This is a genomic window from Streptomyces sp. NPDC029466, assembly GCF_055574515.1.
Genome location: NZ_JBVHZH010000001.1, coordinates 121,304 through 143,516, shown reverse-complemented (window position 1 = coordinate 143,516; position 22,213 = coordinate 121,304). Strand labels below are relative to the sequence as shown.

17 protein-coding genes, 1 pseudogene and 1 riboswitch are annotated in these 22,213 nt (G+C 73.1%); of the genes and pseudogenes, 7 read left to right on the top strand and 11 right to left on the bottom strand.

What is annotated here, in order from left to right; all coding sequences use genetic code 11:
• Positions 1 to 122: 122 nt before the first annotated feature.
• From ACZ4XD_RS00615 to ACZ4XD_RS00590, 6 genes are all read right to left on the bottom strand, one after another.
• Positions 123 to 935: an ECF transporter S component gene (locus ACZ4XD_RS00615; RefSeq protein WP_468037164.1), complete on the bottom strand. Its 813-nt coding sequence runs from the start codon at positions 933 to 935 to the stop codon at positions 123 to 125.
• Between the two features lie 290 nt (positions 936 to 1,225).
• Positions 1,226 to 2,854 (bottom strand): ABC transporter ATP-binding protein, encoded by a 1,629-nt coding sequence (locus tag ACZ4XD_RS00610; protein ID WP_468036783.1) that lies wholly within the window; start codon positions 2,852 to 2,854, stop codon positions 1,226 to 1,228.
• A complete protein-coding gene (locus ACZ4XD_RS00605; protein WP_468036781.1) occupies positions 2,851 to 4,017 on the bottom strand; it encodes a CbiQ family ECF transporter T component in 1,167 nt (388 codons plus the stop codon). The genes ACZ4XD_RS00610 and ACZ4XD_RS00605 overlap by 4 nt, the downstream gene beginning before the upstream one ends.
• Complete coding sequence (locus ACZ4XD_RS00600) at positions 4,014 to 4,715, bottom strand: SCO2322 family protein (RefSeq protein WP_468036779.1); 702 nt, start codon at positions 4,713 to 4,715, stop codon at positions 4,014 to 4,016. Before ACZ4XD_RS00600 ends, ACZ4XD_RS00605 begins: the two co-directional genes overlap by 4 nt.
• Entirely contained in the window at positions 4,715 to 6,022 is a 1,308-nt protein-coding gene (locus ACZ4XD_RS00595) for a prenyltransferase/squalene oxidase repeat-containing protein (RefSeq protein WP_468036777.1), read from the bottom strand. Before ACZ4XD_RS00595 ends, ACZ4XD_RS00600 begins: the two co-directional genes overlap by 1 nt.
• Positions 6,023 to 6,245: 223 nt before the next feature.
• A riboswitch (cobalamin riboswitch) is annotated at positions 6,246 to 6,367 on the bottom strand.
• Between the two features lie 273 nt (positions 6,368 to 6,640).
• A complete protein-coding gene (locus ACZ4XD_RS00590; protein WP_468036775.1) occupies positions 6,641 to 7,723 on the bottom strand; it encodes an MBL fold metallo-hydrolase in 1,083 nt (360 codons plus the stop codon).
• Between the two features lie 387 nt (positions 7,724 to 8,110).
• Here ACZ4XD_RS00590 and ACZ4XD_RS00585 point away from each other — a divergent pair, with 387 nt between their 5' ends.
• Together ACZ4XD_RS00585 and ACZ4XD_RS00580 are read left to right on the top strand one after the other, a co-directional pair.
• Positions 8,111 to 9,562, top strand: coding sequence for an aldehyde dehydrogenase (locus ACZ4XD_RS00585; RefSeq protein ID WP_468036773.1), 1,452 nt, complete (start codon positions 8,111 to 8,113; stop codon positions 9,560 to 9,562).
• Positions 9,562 to 9,795 carry a ferredoxin gene (locus ACZ4XD_RS00580; RefSeq protein ID WP_042154222.1) on the top strand — a complete coding sequence of 78 codons (234 nt, stop codon included), beginning with the start codon at positions 9,562 to 9,564 and terminating at the stop codon, positions 9,793 to 9,795. Before ACZ4XD_RS00585 ends, ACZ4XD_RS00580 begins: the two co-directional genes overlap by 1 nt.
• Positions 9,796 to 10,157: 362 nt before the next feature.
• Here ACZ4XD_RS00580 and ACZ4XD_RS00575 read toward each other — a convergent pair whose 3' ends face one another.
• Positions 10,158 to 10,790, bottom strand: coding sequence for a TetR family transcriptional regulator (locus ACZ4XD_RS00575; RefSeq protein ID WP_468036771.1), 633 nt, complete (start codon positions 10,788 to 10,790; stop codon positions 10,158 to 10,160).
• 239 nt (positions 10,791 to 11,029) lie between these two features.
• Between ACZ4XD_RS00575 and ACZ4XD_RS00570 the strand changes: the two genes are divergently transcribed.
• The 4 genes and pseudogenes from ACZ4XD_RS00570 (at position 11,030) to ACZ4XD_RS00555 (ending at position 15,455) form a co-directional block, all read left to right on the top strand.
• On the top strand, positions 11,030 to 12,442 hold the full coding sequence (locus ACZ4XD_RS00570) for a glycosyltransferase family 4 protein (protein WP_468036769.1): 1,413 nt from the start codon (positions 11,030 to 11,032) through the stop codon (positions 12,440 to 12,442).
• Between the two features lie 70 nt (positions 12,443 to 12,512).
• Positions 12,513 to 13,262, top strand: a pseudogene (locus ACZ4XD_RS00565) (class I SAM-dependent methyltransferase); the annotation flags it as partial.
• Between the two features lie 185 nt (positions 13,263 to 13,447).
• Entirely contained in the window at positions 13,448 to 14,515 is a 1,068-nt protein-coding gene (locus ACZ4XD_RS00560) for a prenyltransferase/squalene oxidase repeat-containing protein (protein ID WP_468036767.1), read from the top strand.
• A gap of 130 nt (positions 14,516 to 14,645) precedes the next feature.
• The gene (locus ACZ4XD_RS00555) at positions 14,646 to 15,455 is read left to right on the top strand and encodes a maleylpyruvate isomerase family mycothiol-dependent enzyme (protein WP_468036765.1); all 810 of its coding nucleotides are present in this window, start codon (positions 14,646 to 14,648) and stop codon (positions 15,453 to 15,455) included.
• Between the two features lie 14 nt (positions 15,456 to 15,469).
• Here ACZ4XD_RS00555 and ACZ4XD_RS00550 read toward each other — a convergent pair whose 3' ends face one another.
• The 4 genes from ACZ4XD_RS00550 to ACZ4XD_RS00535 form a co-directional block, all read right to left on the bottom strand.
• Positions 15,470 to 16,480: an LLM class F420-dependent oxidoreductase gene (locus tag ACZ4XD_RS00550; protein WP_468036763.1), complete on the bottom strand. Its 1,011-nt coding sequence runs from the start codon at positions 16,478 to 16,480 to the stop codon at positions 15,470 to 15,472.
• Positions 16,481 to 16,638: 158 nt separating this feature from the next.
• The gene (locus ACZ4XD_RS00545; RefSeq protein WP_468036761.1) at positions 16,639 to 17,454 is read right to left on the bottom strand and encodes a DUF5336 domain-containing protein; all 816 of its coding nucleotides are present in this window, start codon (positions 17,452 to 17,454) and stop codon (positions 16,639 to 16,641) included.
• Positions 17,455 to 17,653: 199 nt separating this feature from the next.
• Positions 17,654 to 18,559, bottom strand: a complete 906-nt coding sequence (locus tag ACZ4XD_RS00540) for an N-acetylmuramoyl-L-alanine amidase (protein WP_468036759.1) — start codon at positions 18,557 to 18,559, stop codon at positions 17,654 to 17,656.
• A 19-nt stretch (positions 18,560 to 18,578) separates the two neighbouring features.
• On the bottom strand, positions 18,579 to 19,238 hold the full coding sequence (locus ACZ4XD_RS00535; RefSeq protein WP_468036757.1) for a class I SAM-dependent methyltransferase: 660 nt from the start codon (positions 19,236 to 19,238) through the stop codon (positions 18,579 to 18,581).
• A gap of 603 nt (positions 19,239 to 19,841) precedes the next feature.
• Here ACZ4XD_RS00535 and ACZ4XD_RS00530 point away from each other — a divergent pair.
• A complete protein-coding gene (locus tag ACZ4XD_RS00530; protein ID WP_468036755.1) occupies positions 19,842 to 22,184 on the top strand; it encodes an acyl-CoA dehydrogenase in 2,343 nt (780 codons plus the stop codon).
• Positions 22,185 to 22,213 lie beyond the last annotated feature (29 nt).

Below are 22,213 nucleotides of genomic sequence, written 5' to 3'. Positions count from 1 at the left end.
ACAGGTCATTCCTGCGCTCGGCGCCGTCCATCACGCCCGACGATCACCACCCCAGGCAGGCAAGGGGATCTGCGCAGGGCAGAGGGGGAGGTAGAAGCCCGGGTCACCTCACCCGGGGCCACTCACCGGGAGGCGGTCTCTCGGGGCGGGTCGGGAGTGAAGGAGGAGGGGACGTCGAAGGCCGCGCGGCGGGTGGCGCGGCGCAGCGCTCTGAGGACGGTGCCCCCGAGCGTGCAGGTGAGGACCACGGTGACCAGGGCTCGGGGGAGGTCCCAACCGAGGGAGGTGGCAAGGCAGTAGGCGAGATAGCGGGCCAGGTTCTGGTCGAGCGGGTCGCCGGGGACGAAGGAGACCCCTGAGGCCAGGCCGGCGATATAGGGCCAGCCCTGAAGGTTCATGACCAGGCCGTAGAGGACGGCGGAGACGGCTCCATAGGCGGCGAGCACGGCGAGTTCACCGCGGCCGCGCAGCCGGTCGGGCCCCGGCAGCAGACCGGCGCCCATCGACACCCACCCCATCGTCAGCATCTGGAACGGCATCCAGGGGCCGACACCACCGGTCAGCAGCGCCGACGCGAACATCGCCACCGAACCCAGTACGAAGCCGAACCCGGGCCCGAGCACCCGACCCGACAACACCATCAGGAAGAACATCGGCTCGATACCGGCGGTCCCCGCGCCCAGCGGGCGCATCGCGGCCCCGGCCGCGGCCAGGACGCCGAGCATGGCGATGGCCTTGGCGTCCAGGCCGGTGTCGGCGATGGTCGCCACGACAACGGCCAGCAGCATCGGCAGCAGCGCGGCGAACAGCCAGGGCGCGTCCTTGGAATGGGCGAGCCCGGAGGCGGAGTCGGCGAGCAGCGGCCAGCCGAAGGCCATCACGCCGATGGCCGAGATCAGGGCCAGCGCGGCGATGGAGCGGGTACCGAGCCGCACGGGGCGGGCCTGGCGGCCGGTGCCGGGGCGTCGGAAGCCGGGGCCGGGGCGGCCGGGGTCGGAGCCGGGTCCGGAAACGGAATCGGAGCCGGGGCGGCCGGAGTTGGAGCCCGGGCCGGAATCGGAGCCGGAGCCGGAGCGGGGGGCGGAGGTGGGGCGGGAAGGGGAGTCGGAGCCGGAGCTGGAGACCGAACCGGAGCGGGGGACGGAGGTGGGGCCGGAAGAGGAGTCGGAGCCGAAGCCGGGACCAGCGCCGGGCCCGGGGCCCTCCGGGCGGGATGGGGGCACGGTCATGCGAGGGCCTCCAGGGCGCGGGCCACCTGGGGAACCGTCAGCCAGGGCAGCGGGGCCAGGACCTTGGCGACCTGCGGCGCGAAGGAAGGAGAGGAGACCACGACCTCGTCGGTGGGACCGTCGGCGACGATCTCGCCATCGGCGAGGATCACGACGCGGTGCGCCAGTTCGGCGGCGAGTTCCACGTCATGGGTGGCCAGGACGATGGCGTGACCCTCGGCGGCCAGGGTGCGCAACACCTCGATCAGACGGGCCTTGGCGGCGTAGTCCAGACCGCGAGTGGGCTCGTCGAGAAGGAGCAGCGGTGGACGGGCGGTCAGCACGACCGCGAGGGCAAGGGCGAGCCGTTGGCCCTCGGACAGATCACGGGGGTGAACGGATTCCGGGACATCCGGCAACAGCCGGGCGACCAGGGCCCGGCAGCTGCCGGCGGGGGCGCCCGCGTCCTGGTCGGCCGCGGTGCACTCGGCGGCGACGGTATCGGCGTAGAGGAGGTCACGAGGTTCCTGCGGGACCAGACCGACATGCCGCAGGAGGTCCCGGGGGCTGGTGCGGTGCGGGACGGCGCCACCGACCCGCACCGTGCCGGACGACGGCTGATGCATTCCGACAAGGGTGGTGAGCAGGGTGGATTTCCCCGCACCGTTGCGGCCCATCAGAGCGACCGTCTCGCCACCCCGCACGGTCAGCTCCACCCCGTGCAGCGCCTCGGTCCGCCCCCGACGCACACCGAGCCCCGAGACCTCCGCGGCAGCATCCGATGCTCCCGGCAGGGGCGCCGGGCTCCTCCCCGGCGCCTGCGCCGGGATCCCCGTCAGCTGCTCGCGCAGGGAGGCGGCCTTACGGCGGGCGTCGCGTACGGAGAGGGGGAGTGGGGACCACTGGGCGAGGCGGCCGAGGGCCACGACCGGGGGATGGACGGGGGAGATAGCCATGATGTCGGCGGGGGCGCCCATGACCGGGGGCGCACCCGGTGAGGGAAGGAGGATGACCTGGTCGGCGTACTGGACCACACGCTCCAGGCGGTGTTCGGCAAGCAGGACCGTGGTGCCGAGGTCATGGACCAGCCGCTGGAGGACGGAGAGCACCTCTTCCGCGGCGGCGGGGTCGAGTGCGGAGGTCGGCTCGTCCAGGACCAGGACCTTGGGGTGGGTGGTGAGGACCGAGCCGATCGCCACCCGTTGCATCTGTCCGCCCGAGAGCGTGGTGATCGCGCGGTCGCGCAGCTCGGCCAGGCCCAGCAGGTCGAGGGTCTCCTCGACACGGCGGCGCATCACCTCAGGGGGGAGGCCGAGCGATTCCATGCCGTAGGCGAGTTCGTCCTCGACGGTGTCCGTGACGAAGTGCGCCAGTGGGTCCTGGCCCACGGTGCCGACGACATCGGCCAGTTCGCGCGGTTTGTGGGTGCGGGTGTCCCGGCCGTCGACGGTGACCCGGCCGTGCAGGGTGCCGCCGGTGAAGTGCGGGACGAGACCGCAGACGGCGTTCAGGACGGTGGACTTGCCGACGCCGGAGGGGCCGACCAGGAGACACAGTTCGCCCTCGGGGACGGTCAGGTCTACGCCCTGGACGGCGGGCGCCGCGGCATCGCCGTAGGTGACCGAGACCTGCTCGAACCGGATCACGGGGTGGGCTCCTTCGTACACGGATCGACATCAGAGGCACGGCCCCGTCCACGGGACGCCGTACGGGCCCCGGCCCGTTCGGTGCTCGACGGGAGTGGGGCGACGAACGCGGGCAGCAGCCCCACGAGAACGGAAACGGCCGGCCAGAGGGGAAGAACGGGGGTGGTGAGCGGGACAGCGGGCGGATGCAGCGCGGCCGGCGCATAGTCGTTCGCCCAGATCATCAGGGCGGCGACGGCGATGCCGGAGCCCGCGACCAGCCAGGCGCGGGCGCCCCACCGCTCGGGCCGGTAGCGGCTGCGCACCGAGCGGCGGCCACCGAGCCACAACCCGGCGAGTGCCGCCGCCAGCCCCGCGAGCAGCAGCGGCAGCCCGTAGCCGCCTCCGGTGTCCCCCAACAGCCCGTAGGTTCCGGCGCAGACACCGAGCAGCCCGCCGAGGGTGAGCACGGACGTGAGGTGGCGTACGGCGGGCGGTACTTGGGCGCTGCGGCCGTAGCCGCGTGCGTCCATGGCCGCGGCCAGCGCCACCGAGCGCTCCAGCGCGCCCTCCAGTACCGGCAGTCCGACCTGGAGGAGCGCCTTGACCCCGCGGTCGGGGCGCCCGCGCAGCCGGCGGGCGGCGCGCAGCCGCTGGACGTCGGCGACCAGGTTCGGGGCGAAGGTCATCGCCACCACGACCGCGACGCCCGCCTCATAGAGCGCACCGGGCAGGGACTTCAGGAGCCGGGCCGGATTGGCGAGCGCATTGGCGGCGCCCACACAGATAAGGAGAGTGGCCAGTTTCAGCCCGTCGTACAGGGCGAAGACCATGCCCTCCGCGGTGACCCGGCCGCCGATCCGGACGCCCTTCGCCCAGTCCGGCAGCGGCACTTCGGGCAACGTGACAAGGGTGTGCGTACCGGGGATCGGCGAGCCGAGAAAGAAGGCGAAGACCAGCCGGATGACGATCACCACCAGCCCGAGTTTGACGAACGCGCCGTACGAACGGGCCCATGGCGCATCCGTACGACGTGCCGCGACGACATACCCGGCCACGCCCACCAGCAGCCCCAGCAGCAGCGGATCGGTGGTGCGGGAGGCCGCGGTGGCCAGGCCCAGCGCCCACAGCCACCAGGCGCCGGCGTGCAGCGCGGTGGTACGGGTCGCCTGCGGTGCGCTCATCCGCGTCGGCGGCGTGCCTGCCACACCGCTGCCGCACCCAGCGCGACAACGGCCGCGGCCCCGCCCAGCAGTCCGGCGGACGGCCCCCCGTCGCCACTTCCACCACCCCCGTCGGCACGGTCCTCCGCCACCCCCGCGGACGACGCAGCCGAGGCCGCGGAACCCTTGGCTCCGCCCTTCGCTCCGTCCTTCGACCCGTTCACCGCCTCCGCGCAACCCGCCTTCGGGTAGCCGGCGATGGCACACAGCAAGGCGTTGGCGTGATAGCGCAGCGGCCGGGTGACCGCCGCCAGCGCCTCGCCCGCCGAGGCGTCCTCCGGCACCTGCGCACACTCCGACCTGGCCGCCGGCGGCCGCTCGCCGGCGGGCGCGTCCGCCGCGGTGCCGAAGTCCAGCACGATGCCGATCCGCTTGCGGCCGTCCTTGGCGGGGGTGTCGCGGCAGATCGCGTCGAAGTCGGCGGCCGGGCGCGGCTTACCGGCCCCGGCGGAGTCGGCGCCGACGGTGAAGCGGAAGCCCTCGACCGCGCCGTCGGCCGGCCGCTGACTGGCCGGCCCTTCGGTGGCATACGCCCAGGAGCTGCCCTTGCCGTCCCAGAACGACCAGTAGCGGTACTCCTGCGCCTGCGCGGGCCCGGCTGCCAGGCCGGTGACCGTACCGGCCAGCAGTAGGGCGCCGGCGATCCTGGTCCGCCGCATCAGAGCTGATTCTTCTTACGGCTGCTCAGCAGGAACCCGATACCGGCGCCGATGGCGAGACCGACACCGATGACCCACCACACCCCGATGCCGCCGCCGTCCGTGGCGTCGTCGGCGTCCCCGGTGTCCTTCTTCGCCGCGGCGGCCGGCTCGGGGCCGGTGGCGTTGAGCGCGGCCACCAGGTCGGTGCCGCCGAAGGAACGCGGGTCGGTGCCGGTGGCGTGCGCGGCCAGCACCAACTGGGCGTAGGCGGCGGGCCCGTTCTGCTTGGCCCAGCCCGTGGCGTTCTTCTCCAGCCACTTCAGCGGCTTTGCGGCAGCGGCACCGTGCCCGCCGGCCGCCAGCGCCACCACGGCGTCGGCGGTGTTGCCGACATCGGGCTGCTTCTCGGCGCCCGGCATCGCGGAGAGCAGATGCTGCCCGTTCTTGTCGAGCTGCGCGACGAGGTAGGCGTCACCGCCCGCCGCGGCCCGCTCCGGATCGTCCTTCTTCTCGTCCCCGCCGTCCTTGCAGTTCAGCGGCTTGACCGGGGCGTCCGCCCGCTGATCCGCGGGCTCGACGACAAAGCCCTTGCCGAGCGCTCCGGTCGCGGCGGCCGCGGTGGCGTCGGCGTTCGGGGCGGCGCCCTTGAGCTGGAAGGTGAACGCGCCGCGCTCGCCCTCCTTCGCGTCACAGCCCAGTTGGAAGGTGAGCAGCCCGTCGTACGGGGTCTTGCCGCCCTTCTTCGACGTCACCGACCGCGGCTTCTCGCCCGCCGCCGCGAGCGCGCCGATGACCACGGACGTGGAGTTGGCGTCGCTGGCCGAACCGGGCATCGAGCTCCAGCCGCCGTCGTCGTTCTGCACCGATTTCAGCCAGCCCACGGCCTTCTGCACGGTGGCGCCGTGCCCGCCGAGCGCGGCCAGCGCCTGCACCGCGGCGGCCGTCTGGTTGGTGTCCCGCATGGTCTTGGCGTCACAGGGCTTGCCGGGCTCGGCGCGGAAGGCGGTGAACGCGCCGTCGGCGCACTGCTGCCCGACCAGCCAGCGCACGCCGGACGCGGCCGGCCGCACCCCCACCGTGTCCTGCGCCAGCAGCGCGAGCGACTGCCGCCACACCCCGTCGTACTGCGGGTCCTTGGTGCCGTACAGGCCGTCCGGCAGCTTCTTGGGGGCCGCGGACGGGGCGGCGTCGTCGGCGTACGCGGCGGGGGCAGCGGCCGCGCCCAGCACCGCCGCGGCCGCCAGCGCCGTGGCGGCGCGGCGCGCCAGGAAGGCGACGGGGTGCGTCAGGGGGGCCTGGTGAGCCATGGAAGCCATGGGGGCCATCGGGTCGGTGCCTCTCGGGTCGGGTCGCGGCGATGTACGCAGCCGTGCTCGGCCGACCGCCCGCGCGGCGATCCCCTTGGATCGCGGACGCGGCGGCACCGGGCTCAGCTCCGTATACCTCGACGGTGCCGCGCACCGGCCGTCCCTGTGGCGGACGGTTCCGGCGGCGGGAGCCTTGGTCGTGCCCCCTCGGGTGCTCCGGCTCGTACGGCCTTCCCGCCGGGCCAGCCGGCGCGGTACGGACGGGCCGTCCTCACGGTTGCGGGTCAGCGCCGGATTTCCACCGGCTTCCCCCGATCGGGTACGGATGAAGTTGTCCCGCACACCTTAACCGGCACCCGGCATGCGCTCGCTCGCGCGTACGAGCCGACGGAATCCGGCACGAGCGGGGCGGAGCGGCGCGCGAGCCGCGCAGGGGGCGGGTCCCTGGGGCCGCGTACGGGGGGACGGGTGGCGGGCACGGCGGGACGGTCGGGCGGCTGGGCACGAGCAGGGCGGGATCCAGGCACGAGCGGGGAGGGGGCCACCGGCCGGTCCCGACCCTGACCCCGGGTACACAGCAGTCAAGAAGCTGCACGAACCAGGACAGAGGCAACGCGGGAGGCCCGCCCCGCCCCCTCACACCGCCTGATATCGCACCGGATCCGACCCTGGCACCCACTCCGCCCGCCCCTGTTTCACCAGCCGGCGCAGATGGGCCTCGGCCTCCGAGACGGCGATGTTGCGGGACCCGTAAGGGATCTGCTCCCACGGGCGGTTCCACTCCATGGCCATGGCGAGCTGCCAGACGGTGCGGGGTTCCTGGAGCAGGGATCTGAGCTGGGTCAGCCGCTCTTCGTGGTGGGCGATGAGTGTGCGCACCCGGCCGCCGGCGTCGGTGAAGGCGTGCTGATGGGCGGGCAGTACCTCGGCGGGGTCGAGCCGGCCGACGCGTTCGAGCGAGTCGAGGTAGTCGCCCAAGGGGTCGGCGTTCTCCCCCGGGCCCTCCATGCCGTGCGGGCCGGGCGGGCTCCCCTCGTCGTCCGGAGCCTCGTACAGGCCGATGTGCGGGGTGATGCCGGGCAGGAGGTGGTCGCCGGAGAACAGCCGGCCGAAGCCGGGCGTGCGTGCCGAGGGGTGCTCCTCCTCCAGATGGAGGCACACATGGCCGGGGGTGTGGCCGGGTGTCCAGATGGCGCGAACCCGGCGCCCCGGCAGATCGAGCAGTTCGCCGGGGTCGATGCCGCGGTCCGGCAGCGCGGCCCGCCGGCCGGGCAGCTTCCGGCCGCCTCCTGTGGCGCGGGCCTTCCGCAGGGGCGCCAGATGGTCGTCCGGTGCGCCCGCCGCCGTGAGCTTGGCGAGCAGGTAGTCGAGCCACTGGCCCGGTTCGGCCGCGCGGGTGCGGCGGACCACCGCGGTGTCGGCGGCGTGCATCGCGATCCAGGCGCCGCTGGCCTCCCGGACCTTGGCGGACAGACCGTGGTGGTCGGGGTGGTGGTGGGTGATCAGGACGCCGTGGAGGTCGGTGAGGGCGAACCCGCAGGCGGTGACGCCGGCGACGAGGGCGTCCCAGGAGTCCGGGTCGTCCCAGCCGGTGTCGATGAGCACGGGCCCGCGGTCGGTCTCCAGGAGGTGGACGAGGGTGTGGCCGAGCGGGTTGTCCGGGATGGGGACGGCGATGCTCCACACTCCGCCCTTGTGGTCGGTCACCTGCGCGGTCATCCCGGACCCCTCTCGGTGTGGCATACACCCGGTACCCGGCCTCACTATAACTAGAACTGGTTTCAAAGCGGCTTGAAGTGCCCCTTCTGGCATGGCCAGTTGGGTTTCGGTCGGCGCCGTGGACTCCTCCAACTAGAACTGGTATCAGTTCCTGGGGGATTGAGTGGCCTGATGCCTCGTCAGCAAGCGTGCCCGAGGCGTCAACTCGGCAACGACAGCGAACCCGTACCGACAGCCGGCAACGACAACGCACCGGCAACGACAACGCACCGGTACCGACAGCGCACCGGCAACAGCACTGAGCCGGCAACGCACAGCGAAACCGCAACGACAGCGAACCGGCAGGGACCGCCGGAACAGGCGGCCGACCCGCAGGAGGCGGCAGCGATGAGCGACCTCGTCGAGCACGGAAAGCTCTACATAGGCGGTGAGTGGGTCGATCCGGCCGGCCGGGACACGATCGAGGTCGTCTCGCCGCACACCGAACAGGTCATCGGCCGGGTGCCGCATGCCTCGCGAGCGGACGTCGACCGAGCGGTGGCCGCGGCCCGTACGTCCTTCGCGTCCGGGGTGTGGGCGAACGCCCCGCTGGCGGACCGGATCGCGGTGGTGACCCGTATCAAGGACGCCTTCGCGGCCCGCAGCGAGGAGATCGCCAAGGTCATCAGCGCGGAGAACGGCACCCCGTTCACCTCCGGCGTCATGGTGCAGTCGCTTGCCGCGATGCTGGTGTGGGACGCGGCGCTCACGGTGGCCCGCGACTTCCCGTTCGAGGAGCGGCGTGGCGGGGTGTTGGGGCCATTGCTGGTGCGGCGGGAACCGGCCGGGGTGGTCGCGGCCGTGGTGCCGTGGAACGTCCCGCAGTTCACCGCCGCCGCCAAGCTCGCGCCGGCGCTGCTGGCCGGCTGCTCGGTGGTGCTGAAGGTGTCACCGGAGACGCCGCTGGACGCGTACCTGCTCGCGGAGATCGTGACGGAGGCGGGGCTGCCGCCGGGCGTGCTGTCGATCCTGCCGGCGGACCGCGAGGTGAGCGAGTACCTCGTCGGGCACCCGGGCGTGGACAAGGTGTCGTTCACCGGCTCGGTGGCGGCCGGCAAGCGGGTGATGGAGGTCGCGGCCCGCAACCTCAGCCGGGTCACGCTGGAGCTCGGCGGCAAGTCCGCGGCGGTGATCCTGCCGGACGCGGATCTGGACGCGGCGGTGGCCGGGATCGTGCCGTTCGCCTGGATGATCAACGGCCAGGCGTGTGTGGCCCAGACGCGGATTCTCGCCCCGCGCAGCCACTATGACGAGATCGCCGAGCGGTTCACCGCGGCTGCCTCGGCGCTCACCGTCGGCGACCCGCTGGATCCGGCCACCGAAGTCGGCCCGCTGGTCGCCCGCCGTCAGCAGCAGCGCTCCCTGGACTACATCGCGCTCGGACAGCAGGAGGGCGCCAAGGTGCTGACCGGCGGCGGCCGTCCCGAGGGGCAGACCACGGGCTGGTACGTCGAGCCGACCCTCTTCGGCGAGGTCGCCAACTCCATGCGGATCGCCCGTGAGGAGATCTTCGGCCCGGTCATCTGTCTGCTGCCGTACGACGACGAGGCGGAGGCGGTACGGATCGCCAACGACTCCGACTACGGGCTCTCCGGCTCGGTGTGGACGGCCGATGTCGAGCACGGCATCGAGATCGCCCGGCAGGTGCGCACCGGCACGTACTCGGTGAACACCTTCAGCATCGACATGCTCGGCCCGTTCGGCGGCTACAAGAACTCCGGCATCGGGCGGGAGTTCGGGCCCGAGGGCTTCGGCGAATACCTGGAGCACAAGATGATCCATCTGCCGGCGGGTGCCTGATGGGGGACCGCTGGCAGGTGGTGGTGGACCGGAGCGTCTGCATCGGGTCGGGGATGTGTGCCGCGGCGGCGCCGGACGGCTTCCGCCTCGACTCGGCGCGGCAGTCGCATCCGGCGGCGCCGGAGACGGATGCCGCCGAGAGCGTGCTGGCCGCGGCAGAAGGGTGCCCCGTGGAAGCGATCACCCTCACCGTGGCCGACAGCGGCGAGGCGGTCTTCCCGCCGGAGGAATGAGCGACGGCCGCACGGCCGGGGAGCGACGGCCCGGGGTGCGGGGCGGGAGCCCCGTGGCCGGGGGCCGCCCGTAGGGGGTGTGGGGCGGAGTCCCGTAGGGGACCGGTGGGCCCCTTGCGGGCCAACTACCCGTGGCGAAGGCGGCGTTAACGCGCGCGGGCCGACGAGGTGAGTGCGCAAGTGGGCGCTGTCAGCGCGGCGAGCCGAGGCGAACATCGCTGGATGGCGCCCACGGCCCGGCGACGTGACGCAGATCAGCGTCGCTGGGTTGACGCCCACGGCCCCGGCGCGCCCCCGGCCCGGCCCCGCCACGGAACTGACGCAACCCCGGCGCGGCGCTGACGCGGCCCCCCGCCCCCGCCTCAGCCCTCCCGTTCACCCGAAGTGAGCTCGATCAGGCGGCACACCGTTTCGATGTCTATCTTCACCTGGGCGATCGAGGCGCGGCCCGAGAGCCAGGTGATCAGGGCCGAGTGCCAGGTGTGTTCGATGACGCGGACCGCGGAGAGCTGCTCGGGGGTGGCGGGGCCGTCCAGGCCCATCGCGTCGAGGATGATCGCGGTGGTCAGCCGGGAGACGGTGTCCACCTCGGGGCTGACGGAGCGGTCCGCGAAGGTCAGTGCGCGCACCATCGCGTCCGCGAGATGCGGCTCACGCTGGAGCGCGCGGAACGCCCGCATCAGGGTCTGGGCCACCCGTGCGCCCGGGTCCTGCTCCGACGGCGGGCGCTTGCGCAGCGTCTCGTGCATGTGCTGGAGCTGGTCCTGCATGGTGGCGACCAGCAGATGCACCTTGGAGGGGAAGTAGCGGTAGAGGGTGCCGAGCGCGACGCCCGAGGACTCGGCGACCTCGCGCATCTGCACGGCGTCGAAGCCACCACGGGACGCCAGCTTGGCGCTGGTGTGCAGGATGCGGCGGCGTCGGGCCTCCTGACGCTCGGTCAGGGGAGGACTCGCGGGAAGGGTCGGTCTGGCCGCCTTGGATTCCGTAGTCATATTTCCCATTCCGTGGCATTCCGTCCGCGATGCGGCGAGTGCCGGTGGTGTGCTCGGCACAGCATGGCAGGGGGGCGGGTGGTGGCGCGAATCACCTGGTGCGGCTCTTTTCGCTTCGTTCTCGGCCGGTAGATTCGAAGCTCGGTGAACTGATCAGTAGCCAATCAGTTCTGAAACTTGTTCTAGATTACCGCCAGCGGTTACGCTCCGGCGAAAGTCCAGTGAGAAGGGGGCCGAGCGTGACCGCAGAGGCCGTCCAGGCAGCCGCGCCTCGCCCCGCAGAGGCCACCCCGGCCTCCGCCCCGACGAACGGCGAGCGTCCCCTGCGGATCGCGATGCTCACGTATAAGGGGAACCCGTTCTGCGGCGGACAGGGCGTCTACGTACGGCACCTCTCACGCGAACTGGCCCGCCTCGGCCACTCCGTCGAGGTCATCGGCGCCCAGCCCTACCCCGTCGTCGACGACGGGGTGATCCTCACCGAGCTGCCCAGCCTGGACCTCTACCGCCAGCCGGACCCGTTCCGTACGCCGAAGCGCGGCGAGTACCGCGACTGGATCGACGCCCTTGAGGTCGGCACGATGTGGACCGGCGGCTTCCCCGAACCGCTGACCTTCTCGCTGCGGGCCCGGCGCCATCTCGCCGCCCGCCGTGGCCAGTTCGATGTCGTCCACGACAACCAGACCCTCGGCTACGGCCTGCTCGGCGGCCCCGGCGCCCTCGGCGCCCCGCTGGTCACCACCATCCACCACCCCATCACCGTCGACCGGCGCCTCGACCTGGCGGCCGCCGGCGGCTGGAAGCGCCGGGCCTCCGTGCGCCGCTGGTACGGCTTCACCCGGATGCAGAAGCGGGTGGCCCGGCGGCTGCCGTCCGTGCTGACCGTCTCCGGGTCCTCCCGTCAGGAGATCGTCGATGACCTCGGGGTGGCCGCCGACCGGATCCATGTGGTGCATATCGGCGCCGACACCGACCTGTTCTCACCGGATGCCTCGGTGGCCGAGGTGCCCGGCCGGATCGTCACCACCTCCAGCGCGGATGTCCCCCTCAAGGGACTGATCCACCTCGTCGAGGCGCTCGCCAAGGTGCGCACCGAACAGCCCGATGCGCATCTGGTCGTCGTCGGCAAGCGCGCCGACGACGGGCCGGTCGCCGCCGCCATCGAGCGGCTCGGCCTGTCCGGCGCCATCGAGTTCGTCAAGGGCATCAGCGACCCCGAACTCGTCGACCTGGTGCGCAGCGCCCAGATCGCCTGTGTTCCCTCCCTCTACGAGGGCTTCTCGCTGCCCGCCGCCGAAGCGATGGCCACCGGCACGCCGTTGCTGGCCACCACCGGCGGTGCCATCCCCGAGGTCGCCGGCCCGGATGGCGAGACCTGTCTCGCGGTGCCCCCGGGCGACGCCGGTGCGCTGGCGGGCGGACTGCTCCGCCTCCTGGGCGACGAGACGCTGCGCCGCCGGCTCGGCGCGGCCGGCCGGGAGCGGGTGCTGGCCCGCTTCACCTGGCGGCAGGCCGCCCTCGGCACCGCGGAGCGCTACCGCGAGGCCATCGCCCTCCAGAGAGGCCGGGCCGGAGCCCGCGCCCTCCCCGGGGCGGCGTCCGGCGGGGCCGCCGGCACCGCGACCGCGCCGAGTGCCGCCGGGCACGCCTAGTGGCCCGACCGGCCCGTACTTCCTTCCGCAGCCACCACCGCCACCAACCGCCGGACGAAAGCAGAACGCCGTGCTGACCGTCGACTTTTCCCGTTTCCCGCTCGCTCCGGGCGACCGTGTGCTCGACCTGGGGTGCGGCGCCGGCCGGCATGCCTTCGAGTGTTACCGGCGCGGCGCGCAGGTCGTCGCCCTCGACCAGAACGGCGAGGAGATCCGCGAGGTCGCCAAGTGGTTCGCCGCGATGGAGGAGGCGGGTGAGGCCCCGGCGGGCGCCTCCGCCACCGCCATGGAGGGCGATGCGCTGAACCTGCCGTTCCCCGACGACAGCTTCGATGTCGTGATCATCTCCGAGGTGATGGAGCACATCCCGGACGACAAGGGCGTGCTCGCCGAGATGGTCCGGGTGCTGCGCCCCGGCGGCCGGATCGCGGTCACCGTCCCCCGTTACGGCCCCGAGAAGGTCTGCTGGGCGCTCAGCGACGCCTACCACGAGGTCGAGGGCGGCCATATCCGCATCTACCGCGGCGACGAGCTGCTGGGCAAGATGCGGGAGGCCGGTCTGGAGCCGTACGGCACGCACCACGCGCACGGGCTGCACAGCCCCTACTGGTGGCTGAAGTGCGCCTTCGGGGTGGACAACGACAAGGCGCTGCCGGTGCAGGCGTACCACAAGCTGCTGGTCTGGGACATCATGAAGAAGCCGCTGGCCACCCGGCTCGCCGAGCGGGCGCTGAACCCCGTCATCGGCAAGAGCTTCGTCGTCTACGCCACCAAGCCGCATCTGCCCCAGGCGGCCACCGCCGAGCCGGCCGCCGCCGAGGCGAGTGAGTCCGCCGCGGCCCCCGCCACCCCGGCCGCCGAGCCGCCGGCCGGGACCCCCGCGAAGGCCCGCAAGGCCGCGCCGGGCACCAAGTCCGGCGCCAAGGCCCCCGCCAAGGCCCCCGCCAAATCCGGCGCCAAGCCCGCCGCCAAGGCTTCCGCCAAGCGCTCCGCCGGGGCCGCCAAGTGACAAGTCCCGGGCGTACCGAACGGCTCGTCCTGCCGGGGGTGCTCACCGCCGAGCAGGCCGCCCGCACGGTGGCCGGCATCCTGGCCACCCAGCGGCCGGACGGCGCGATCCCCTGGTTCCGGGGCCACCACCTCGATCCGTGGGACCACACCGAGGCCGCCATGGCTCTGGACGCGGCCGGCGAACACGAGCGCGCCGAGGCCGCGTACGACTGGCTGGCGCGGCACCAGAACCCGGACGGGTCCTGGTACGCGGCCTACGCCGACGGCGACGCCGAGGAACCCACCGACCGCGGCCGGGAGACCAACTTCTGCGCCTATCTCGCGGTCGGCGTCTGGCACCACTTCCTGTCCACCGGCGACGAGACCTTCCTCGACCGCATGTGGCCCGCGGTGCATGCCGCGACCGAGTACGTCCTGGAGCTCCAGCAGCCCGGCGGCGAGATCGGCTGGAAGCGCGAGGACGACGGCACGCCCGTCAACGACGCCCTGCTGACCGGCTCGTCGTCCATCTACCAGGCGCTGCGCTGTGCGCTGGCGCTCGCCGAGCAGCGCGAGGAGCCGCAGCCCGACTGGGAGCTGGCCGTCGGCCGCCTCGGCCATGCGATACGCAGCCACCCCGAGCGGTTCCTGGACAAGTCCCGCTACTCCATGGACTGGTACTACCCGATCCTCGGCGGCGCCGTCCGCGGCGCGCAGGCCCGTGAGCGCATCGACGCGGACTGGGAGCAGTTCGTCGTGCCCGGCCTGGGCGTGCGCTGTGTGCTGCCCAACCCCTGGGTCACCGGCGGCGAGAGCGCGGAACTGGCGCTCGCCCTGTGGGCGATGGGGGAGTCCGATCGGGCCGTACAGATCCTCAAGTGGATGCAGCACCTCCGCGCCGAGGACGGGATGTACTGGACCGGCTACGTCTTCGACGACGATGCGATCTGGCCACAGGAACGCACTTCCTGGACCGCCGGTTCGCTGCTGCTCGCGGTGGCCGCCCTGGGCGGCGACGAGGCCACCACCACGGTCTTCGGGGGCGAGCACCTGCCGACGGGGCTCGACCCGGACTGCTGCTAGACGGGGCGCCGTCGGGGTTCGCGCGAGCCCCGACGGCACCGCACCGGGCCCGGCGCCGGCGGGGCCTTCAGGCGTCGTTCCCGGCGAAATCAAGAGGCCGGGCGGGCGCCGGGCACGTACTGTCCGTCACATGACACTCCAAGGCTCCCTCACTCATGAGGAATACTGCGCCCACCTCCTCGCCGAGACCGGCCGGCTCCGGGAGATCGTGCGCACCGCCGACCTCTCCGTGACCGTGCCGACCTGCCCGGACTGGACGCTGGCCGACCTCGCCCGGCACGTCGGCGGGGCGCACCGCTGGGTCGGCGCGGTCGTCACCGGCCGCGCCACGGACTACGTCGACCCCGAGGGCGTCCCGGACGCCAAGGGCCCCGGCGACGACGCCGCGGAGCTGGACGCCTGGCTGGCGGACGGCGTCGAACGGACCGTGACGGCGCTGCGGGAGGCCGGGCCCGACGTGGCGGTGTGGAACTGGGCCGGTCAGGGCGGCACCGGCTTCTGGTCCCGCCGGATGGCCCATGAGACGGTGATCCACCGGATCGACGCCGCGCTCGCCGCCGGTGCCGCCTTCGACGTCCCGCCGGAGATCGCCGCGGACTGCCTGGAGGAGTGGCTGCAGATCTGTGAACTCCCCATCGCCCAACAGCGGCTGGCCGAGCGCGCGGCATCAGGGGAGACCCTGTACGGCCCCGGCCGCACCCTCCACTTCCACGCCACCGACGCCCCGGCCGCACTGAACGCCGAATGGGTCCTCGACCTCACCGGCCCCGGGCCCACCCACCGCCGCGCGCACGAGAAGGCGGCGGTCGCCCTGCGCGGCCCGCTCACCGACGTGCTGTGCGTCGTCCACCGCAGGCTGCCCGCCGACAGTGACCGGGTCGAGGTGCTGGGCGACCGCGCCCTGCTCGACCTGTGGCTGAGCTGGGCGACCTTCGGGTGACCGGCCGGGTGCGATCAGTGGTTCAGCTCGGCCAGCACCCGTAGGGTGTCCGGGTCAGGGGCGGTGACCAGCAGGTCGGTGACCGGGCCCGTGCGCCACAACTCCAGCCGCTCCGCGATCCGTTCGCGTGGTCCGACCAGCGAGATCTCATCGGCGAAGGCATCCGGAACGGCCTGCACCGCCTCCTGTCTGCGGCCTTCGAGGAAGAGCCGCTGCACCCGGCGGGCCTCCTCCTCGAAGCCCATCCGGGCCATCAGATCGGCATGGAAGTTCCTGGCCGCGGGCCCCATCCCGCCGATGTAGAAGCCGAGCATCGCCTTGACCGGAAGCAGCCCCTCGGCGATGTCGTCGCAGACCACGGCGCGGGCCATGGGGGCGATGAGAAAGCCCTCCGGGGCCTCGGACAGGGACGCTTGGTAGACGTCGGTGCGGGTCGGCGACCAGTACAGCGGCAGCCAGCCGTCGGCGATCCGGGTCGTCTGGGCGATGTTCTTGGGCCCCTCCGCGCCGAGCAGGAGGGGGAGGCCGGCGCGCAGCGGGTGGGTGATGGGCTTGAGCGGTTTGCCGAGGCCGGTGCCGTCCGCGCCGCGGTAGGGATGCGGGTGGAAGGCCCCGTCCGACTCCACCGGCCCTTCCCGGCGCAGGACTTGGCGGATCACGTCCACGTATTCGCGGGTGGCGGTCAGCGGGCTACTGGGGAACGGCCGGCCGTACCACCCCTCGACGACCTGCGGTCCGGACAGCCCCAGGCCCAGCAGCACCCGGCCGCCGGAGAGATGGTCGAGGGTGAGGGCGTGCATTGCGGTGGCCGTGGGGGTGCGGGCCGCCATCTGGGCGATGCCGGTGCCCAGTTTGATCCGGGTGGTGTGGGCGGCGATCCAGGTGAGCGCGGTGAAGGCGTCCGACCCCCAGGCCTCCGCGGTCCACACCGAGTCGTAGCCCAGCCGCTCGGCCGCGCGGGCGAGTTCGAGGTGCCGGGGGTCCGGGCCGCGGCCCCAGTAACCCAGTGCCAGTCCGAGTCGCATCCCGATCGCCCCTCTCCGGCGGACGGTGACCCTGAAGACGATTAACTGACGCTTCGTCAGATCGGTGTCGGGGAACTGTACGGGCCGGCCGCCGGCAGCGCAACGGCCCCCCGCCCGCAGGGGCGAGGGGCCGCGAAAGGACCGCTGTGCGTCCGGCGTCAGCCGCGCTGGATGCCGGTGGTGTCCTGGAGGACGCCGCGCCGGCCGTCCTGGGTCTGGGCGATCAGGGCCGCGCCGCGCTGCTCCACCGCCAGATACCAGGTGCCGGGCGCAAGTTCGGCGATCGGCGCCGGGGCGCCGTCCTCGCCGTACAGCGGACGCGCGACGGGCACCGCGAACCAGAACGGGGCGAAGTCCGCCGGGGCACCGGCCGCCGCGGTGGCACCCGCCGGGCCGCCGGCCGTGGCGTCCACCGGCGCCTGCTGACCGTGCGGCTGGCCGCCCTGCGACTGCTGCTGGGCGCCCGGGTAGCCGTAGCCCTGGCTCGCCTGCTGCTGGGCGCCGGGGTAGCCGTAACCCGGGTTGGGGCCGGCCCCGTAGGGGGCGGCGGGCTGCGGCTTCGGGGCGCCGATCAGGGCGACCTTGAGCGGCGGCAGGAGCGGCGTGGCGATGGCGCCACCGGCCAGGATCAGGGTGGCGATCAGGCCGATGATCAGGCCCGCGCCGGCGCTGGGGGCGTCGATGAGGGACCAGAACGCCGTCCATGCCGCGAACACGGTGAGGGCGACACCGAACTGGGCGAGGTCGAGACCGGCGACCTTGCGCACCTGCTGCTGCGGCAGCGCACGGCTGACGACGATGATTGCCGCGCCGATCACCCCGGCCAGGTACACGCTCATCAGGATGGACACCGAGCTCCAGGCGTTGAAGCTGCTGTAGGGGCCGCCGGTGGAAGAGAGGAACGAGGCGATGAACAGCAACACCGCTGCTCCGATCACCACGCCGTCGCCTCGAGTGAGGGAGCGGATGTTCACGTAAGGGTCCTTTGTCGGTTTCGTGGGTCCGGTCGTCGCTGTCGCGGTGCGCGCAGTGCGAGGCACGGCGGTGGCCACCCATCGTAAAGGGGAACCCGTCGCGGAATCCGGCGGCCCGTCGTGTTCGTTTCCGCGCGCTATCGGTACGCCGTCCCGGATCCGGTATCCGCGGGTTCCGGAGCCGGGTTGGGCGGTCCGGTCAGTGCGTCAAGAAGTCCGTAATGCCCTCGGTGATCCCGCGGGCCGCCTTTTGCCGCCAGTGCGCATCGGTCAATTGCGCGGCGTCCTTCGGGTCGCGCATATTGCCGCACTCGATGAACACCTTCGGCACCGTGGAGAGGTTGAGGCCGCCGAGATCGGAGCGCTTGTCGAGCCCGCTGCCGCCGCCGATGTAATTGGACACGGCACTTCCGGTGGCCGTGCGGAACCGGCCGGCCAGCCGCTCGCCCAACTGCCGCGAGGGCCCGACAATCCTGGCGGTGTCGGCCGGGCCCGCCGTGACGCGGGCGGGCAGGATGACATGGAAGCCGCGGTTGCCGGCGCCCGAACCATCGGCGTGCAGGGACAGCGCGGCATCGGCGTGCGCCTTGTTGCCGATCTTCGCGCGCTCGTCGACGCACGGCCCGTAGGGGCGGTCGCCGTCCTGGGTGAGGACGACCTTGGCGCCCTGCGCCTGGAGGAGCGTGCGGGCCCGGCGGGCGAGGTCCAGGGTGAAGGACGCCTCGGCGTATCCGTCGTTGGTGGCGGTGCCGGTGGTGTCGCACTCCTTGCGGTCGTTGCCGATGTCCACCTGCCGGGCGATCTCCCGGCCGTGCTCGCTGTTGTGCGGATTGTGGCCGGGGTCGAGCACCACGACCTTGCCCTTCAGGCTGTCGCGCGGGCCGTGGTCCTTGGCGCCCTTGCCGCCCGGGGTGTGGCTGCCGCCGGGGCCGGTGGCGCTTTCCGCCGGGCCGCCCGGTGCGGGTTGCCCGGCTCCGGGCCCGTCGTGGCCCGACGAGCGCCAGGCCAGCCAGCCGCCCAGGCCGGCGACCACTACGGCGGCCAGCGCGACGAGGAGGGTGCCGCGCAGGCGGCGGTGCGAGGGGAGAGAACTGCCGTTCGACACGTCCGCGATCGTAGCCCGCTCAGATGCCCGCCCCGGTGCGCCGCAGGACATGCAGCGACCCATGGGCCGAGATCTCGGTGAACGCGCCGGACTCCAGGGCCCTGCGGTAGATGCGGTACGGGGCCTGGCCGCCGTCCGCCGGGTCCGCGAAGACATCGTGGATGACCAGCAGCCCGTTGGGCGCGAGATGCGGCGCCCAGCCCTCGTAGTCGGCGGTGGCGTGCTCGTCGGTGTGCCCGCCGTCGATGAAGACCAGACCCACCGGGGCCTGCCAGACGGCCGCTGCCTGCGGTGACCGGCCCACCAGGGCGAGCACATGCTCCTCCAGGCCGGCGGCGTGCAGGGTGCGGCGGAAGGTGGGCAGCGTGTCCATCCGGCCGACCTCGGGGTCGACGACGGTCGCGTCGTGGTACTCCCACCCGGGCTGCTGCTCCTCGCTGCCCCGGTGGTGGTCGACGGTGACGGCGAGGACCCCGGCGCCGCGCGCGGCGTCGGCGAGCAGGATCGTGGACCGGCCGCAGTAGGTGCCGACCTCCACCAGCGGCAGCCCCAGGGCCGCCGCCTCGGCCGCCGCCGCATACAGGGCGAGGCCCTCGTCCACGGGCATGAAGCCCTTCGCCGCCTCGAAAGCGGCGAGTATCTCCGGCTGCGGAGCGGTCGGAGCCGTGGGAGCGGGCATGGGCTTCCTCCTGTGGTGCGGTCAGGGGCTCATCGTGCCGTACGGGGCGGCGCGGGTGGAGTGCGGGTGTCCCCCGGGCGGAACATTCGGATATCGGAACGGCGGTTCGCATTTCCCGCGTCGGGCGCCCCGGCTCTTCCCGGCTCTTCCCGGTGGTTCCTGTCGGGTTCCGGTCCGTTCCCCGACTGTTCCCGTCGATTTCCCGTCGGTGATTTCCGGGATGCCCGAAAGCGGTGAATTCGGGGGTGGGGGAGTGGGGTGGGAGGAAGGGATCGGGAGGGAGTCGTCGGGAGGGAGAGAGGGGTGGGGGGAGGGTGCGGGAAATGACTTCCGGGGTGGAATTCAACGGACTGTTTCCGGTGTGCATCCGAACTGTTCCCCTCGGGGGAATCCCCGCCGGGGGGCTGTCCTGCGTCTGTCGGTTGCTGCCTGCGCGGGGTGGGGTGGGGTGGGGTGGGGCGCCGTCTGCGGTGCGTGCGGCGGCGCTGCCCCCGGGCCCGGACTGCCCGCCGGCCGCGCCGCTGGCTGACCCCTCAACTGGCCTTCTAGCCAACCCTTCAGCTGACCTTCCGTCAGAATGAAACGTGTTCTAGTCTGCCCCGCATGGGCATCGGAATCACACCGGAACACCGTGACCTGGCCGAGGCGGCGGGCGGCTGGGCCGCGCGGGCCGTGCCGCCTGAGGCGGTGCGCAAGCTGCTCGACACCGCGCCCACGCGCCCAGGCCGGCCCGCGTACTGGGACCAGCTCGCGGCTCAGGGCCTGCTCGGGCTCCATCTCCCCGAGGGTGACGGCGGCGGGGGCGGTGAACTGCTCGATCTCGCCGTCGTGCTGGAGGAACTGGGCCGCACCGCGTTCCCCGGCCCCTATCTGCCCACCACCCTCGCCGCCGCCCTCCTGCACCGCGGCGGCGCCCCCACCTTCGTACGGGCCCTGGCCACCGGGGCACGCATTGGCGCCGTCGCGCTCGGCCCGGGCTCGCTCACCGCCGTCGAGAGCCCCGACGGCTATGTGTTGGACGGCACCGCGCCCCCGGTGCTGGCCGGCGCCGACGCGGATCTGATCGTGCTGGCGGCGGAGGTCGCCGCGGAAGCGGAAGTGGAAGTGGAATCGGAGGCGGAAGGTGACGGGGAGGCGGCGGGCGCCTCGGATCGGGCGGACGGAGCGGACGGAGCGGACGGAGCGCACGGGGCGGGCGGGGCGGACGGAGGGTACGGAGCGCAGCGCGGCCGTGGGCGGCGGGCCGGGGAGACGGTCTGGCTCGCGGTCGACGCCGAAACGCTGACCGTACGCGTCCAGGAGAGCGCCGACCCGACCCGGCCGACCGCCGAGGTGAGCGCGCACGGAGTGCCGGTGCCCGCCGAGCGCCGGCTCACCGTCGACAGTGACCTGGTCCGCGACCTGGCCGGGGTGCTGTGGGCCGCCGAGAGCTGCGGCACCGCCTCCTGGGCGCTGCGCACCGCCGCCGAACACGCCGCGGTCCGCGTGCAGTTCGGCCGTCCCATCGGCCAGTTCCAGGCCGTCAAACACCTCTGCGCCGACATGCTCGTACGTTGCGAGCAGGCCGCCGCCCTGGTCTGGGACGCGGCCCGCGCCCTGCACGAGCCACCCGCGGTCCGCGGGCTGGTCGCGGCGCTGGCCACCGCGACCGCCCTGGACGCCGCCGTCAGCTGCGCCAAGGACTGCATTCAGATCCTCGGCGGCACCGGCTTCACCTGGGAACACTACGCCCACCTCCACCTGCGGCGGGCGACCGTCGCCCGCCAGCTGCTCGGCAGCGGCGACACCCACCGGCTGCGGGCCGCCCGGCTCGCCGCCGAGGGTGCCCGGCGCCAGCTGCACCTGGAACTCCCCGCCGGGGCCGCGGAGTTCCGGACCGGGGCCCGGACGGTCCTCGACGGTGTCCGCGGCCTCGACCCCGCCGGCGTACGCCGCGCCCTGGCCCCCACCGGCTACGCCGCACCGCACCTCCCCAAGCCCTACGGACTGGGCGCCGGCCCCGTCCAACAGCTCGCGATCCAGCAGGAGCTGGCGGCCGCCGGGGTCCGGATCAGCGATCTGGGCATCGCCACCTGGGTCGTCCCCTCGCTGATCGCCCACGGCACGCCGGAGCAGCAGGAGCGCTATCTGCTGCCGTCGCTGCGCGGCGATCTGCTGTGGTGCCAGCTGTTCTCCGAACCCGAGGCCGGTTCGGACCTGGCCGCGCTGCGGACCCGCGCCGAGCGGACCGCGGACGGCGGCTGGCGGATCAGCGGCCAGAAGGTATGGACCTCGGCCGCCCAGTGGGCGAGCCACGGCATCCTGCTGGCTCGCACCGACCCGGACGCGCCCAAGCACAAGGGGCTGACCTTCTTCCTCGTCGACATGAAGTCCCCGGGCATCGACATCCGCCCGCTGAAGGAGATCACCGGCGATGCGCTCTTCAACGAGGTCTACTTCGACGAGGTGCTGCTGCCGGCCGACGCGGTGGTCGGCGAGGTCGACAACGGCTGGAAGGTGGCCCGCACCACCCTGGACAACGAACGCGTCCACATGGCCGACCAGTTGACCTTCGACACCGGACTGGAAGCGCTCCTGGACCGCGCCACCGTACTGGACGGCTCGGTGCGGGTGCGGGTGGGCGCGCTGGCCGCCGAGGCGCACGCGCTGGGCTGTATCGGGCTGCGCACCACGCTCCAGCAGGTCTCGGGGCTGGAGCCGGGCGCCGGTGCCAGCATCCGCAAGCTGGTGCAGACCCCGCACCAGCAGAAGGTCGCCGAGCTGGCGCTGGAACTGCTCGGCCCGGACGGCGCCGTGCGCGAAGGGGCCGGTGAACGGGCGCTGCACGGTTTCCTGATGTCGCGCTGTCTGACCATCGCCGGCGGCACCACCCAGGTGCAGCTCAATGTCGTCGCTGAGCGGCTGCTCGGCCTGCCCCGCGACCCGGAGCCCCGCCCCCTGATCTGACTCCCCACTCACTCCCCACGCACTCCCCG

What these genes read in the sequence shown, in the direction of transcription:
- ACZ4XD_RS00595 (WP_468036777.1), bottom strand. Translation starts at nt 6,022, where the DNA reads ATGGCCCCCATGGCTTCCATGGCTCACCAGGCCCCCCTGACGCACCCC.
- ACZ4XD_RS00585 (WP_468036773.1), top strand. Translation starts at nt 8,111, where the DNA reads ATGAGCGACCTCGTCGAGCACGGAAAGCTCTACATAGGCGGTGAGTGG.
- ACZ4XD_RS00530 (WP_468036755.1), top strand. Translation starts at nt 19,842, where the DNA reads ATGGGCATCGGAATCACACCGGAACACCGTGACCTGGCCGAGGCGGCG.
- ACZ4XD_RS00555 (WP_468036765.1), top strand. Translation starts at nt 14,646, where the DNA reads ATGACACTCCAAGGCTCCCTCACTCATGAGGAATACTGCGCCCACCTC.
- ACZ4XD_RS00550 (WP_468036763.1), bottom strand. Translation starts at nt 16,480, where the DNA reads ATGCGACTCGGACTGGCACTGGGTTACTGGGGCCGCGGCCCGGACCCC.
- ACZ4XD_RS00605 (WP_468036781.1), bottom strand. Translation starts at nt 4,017, where the DNA reads ATGAGCGCACCGCAGGCGACCCGTACCACCGCGCTGCACGCCGGCGCC.
- ACZ4XD_RS00575 (WP_468036771.1), bottom strand. Translation starts at nt 10,790, where the DNA reads ATGACTACGGAATCCAAGGCGGCCAGACCGACCCTTCCCGCGAGTCCT.
- ACZ4XD_RS00590 (WP_468036775.1), bottom strand. Translation starts at nt 7,723, where the DNA reads ATGACCGCGCAGGTGACCGACCACAAGGGCGGAGTGTGGAGCATCGCC.
- ACZ4XD_RS00535 (WP_468036757.1), bottom strand. Translation starts at nt 19,238, where the DNA reads ATGCCCGCTCCCACGGCTCCGACCGCTCCGCAGCCGGAGATACTCGCC.
- ACZ4XD_RS00580 (WP_042154222.1), top strand. Translation starts at nt 9,562, where the DNA reads ATGGGGGACCGCTGGCAGGTGGTGGTGGACCGGAGCGTCTGCATCGGG.
- ACZ4XD_RS00600 (WP_468036779.1), bottom strand. Translation starts at nt 4,715, where the DNA reads ATGCGGCGGACCAGGATCGCCGGCGCCCTACTGCTGGCCGGTACGGTC.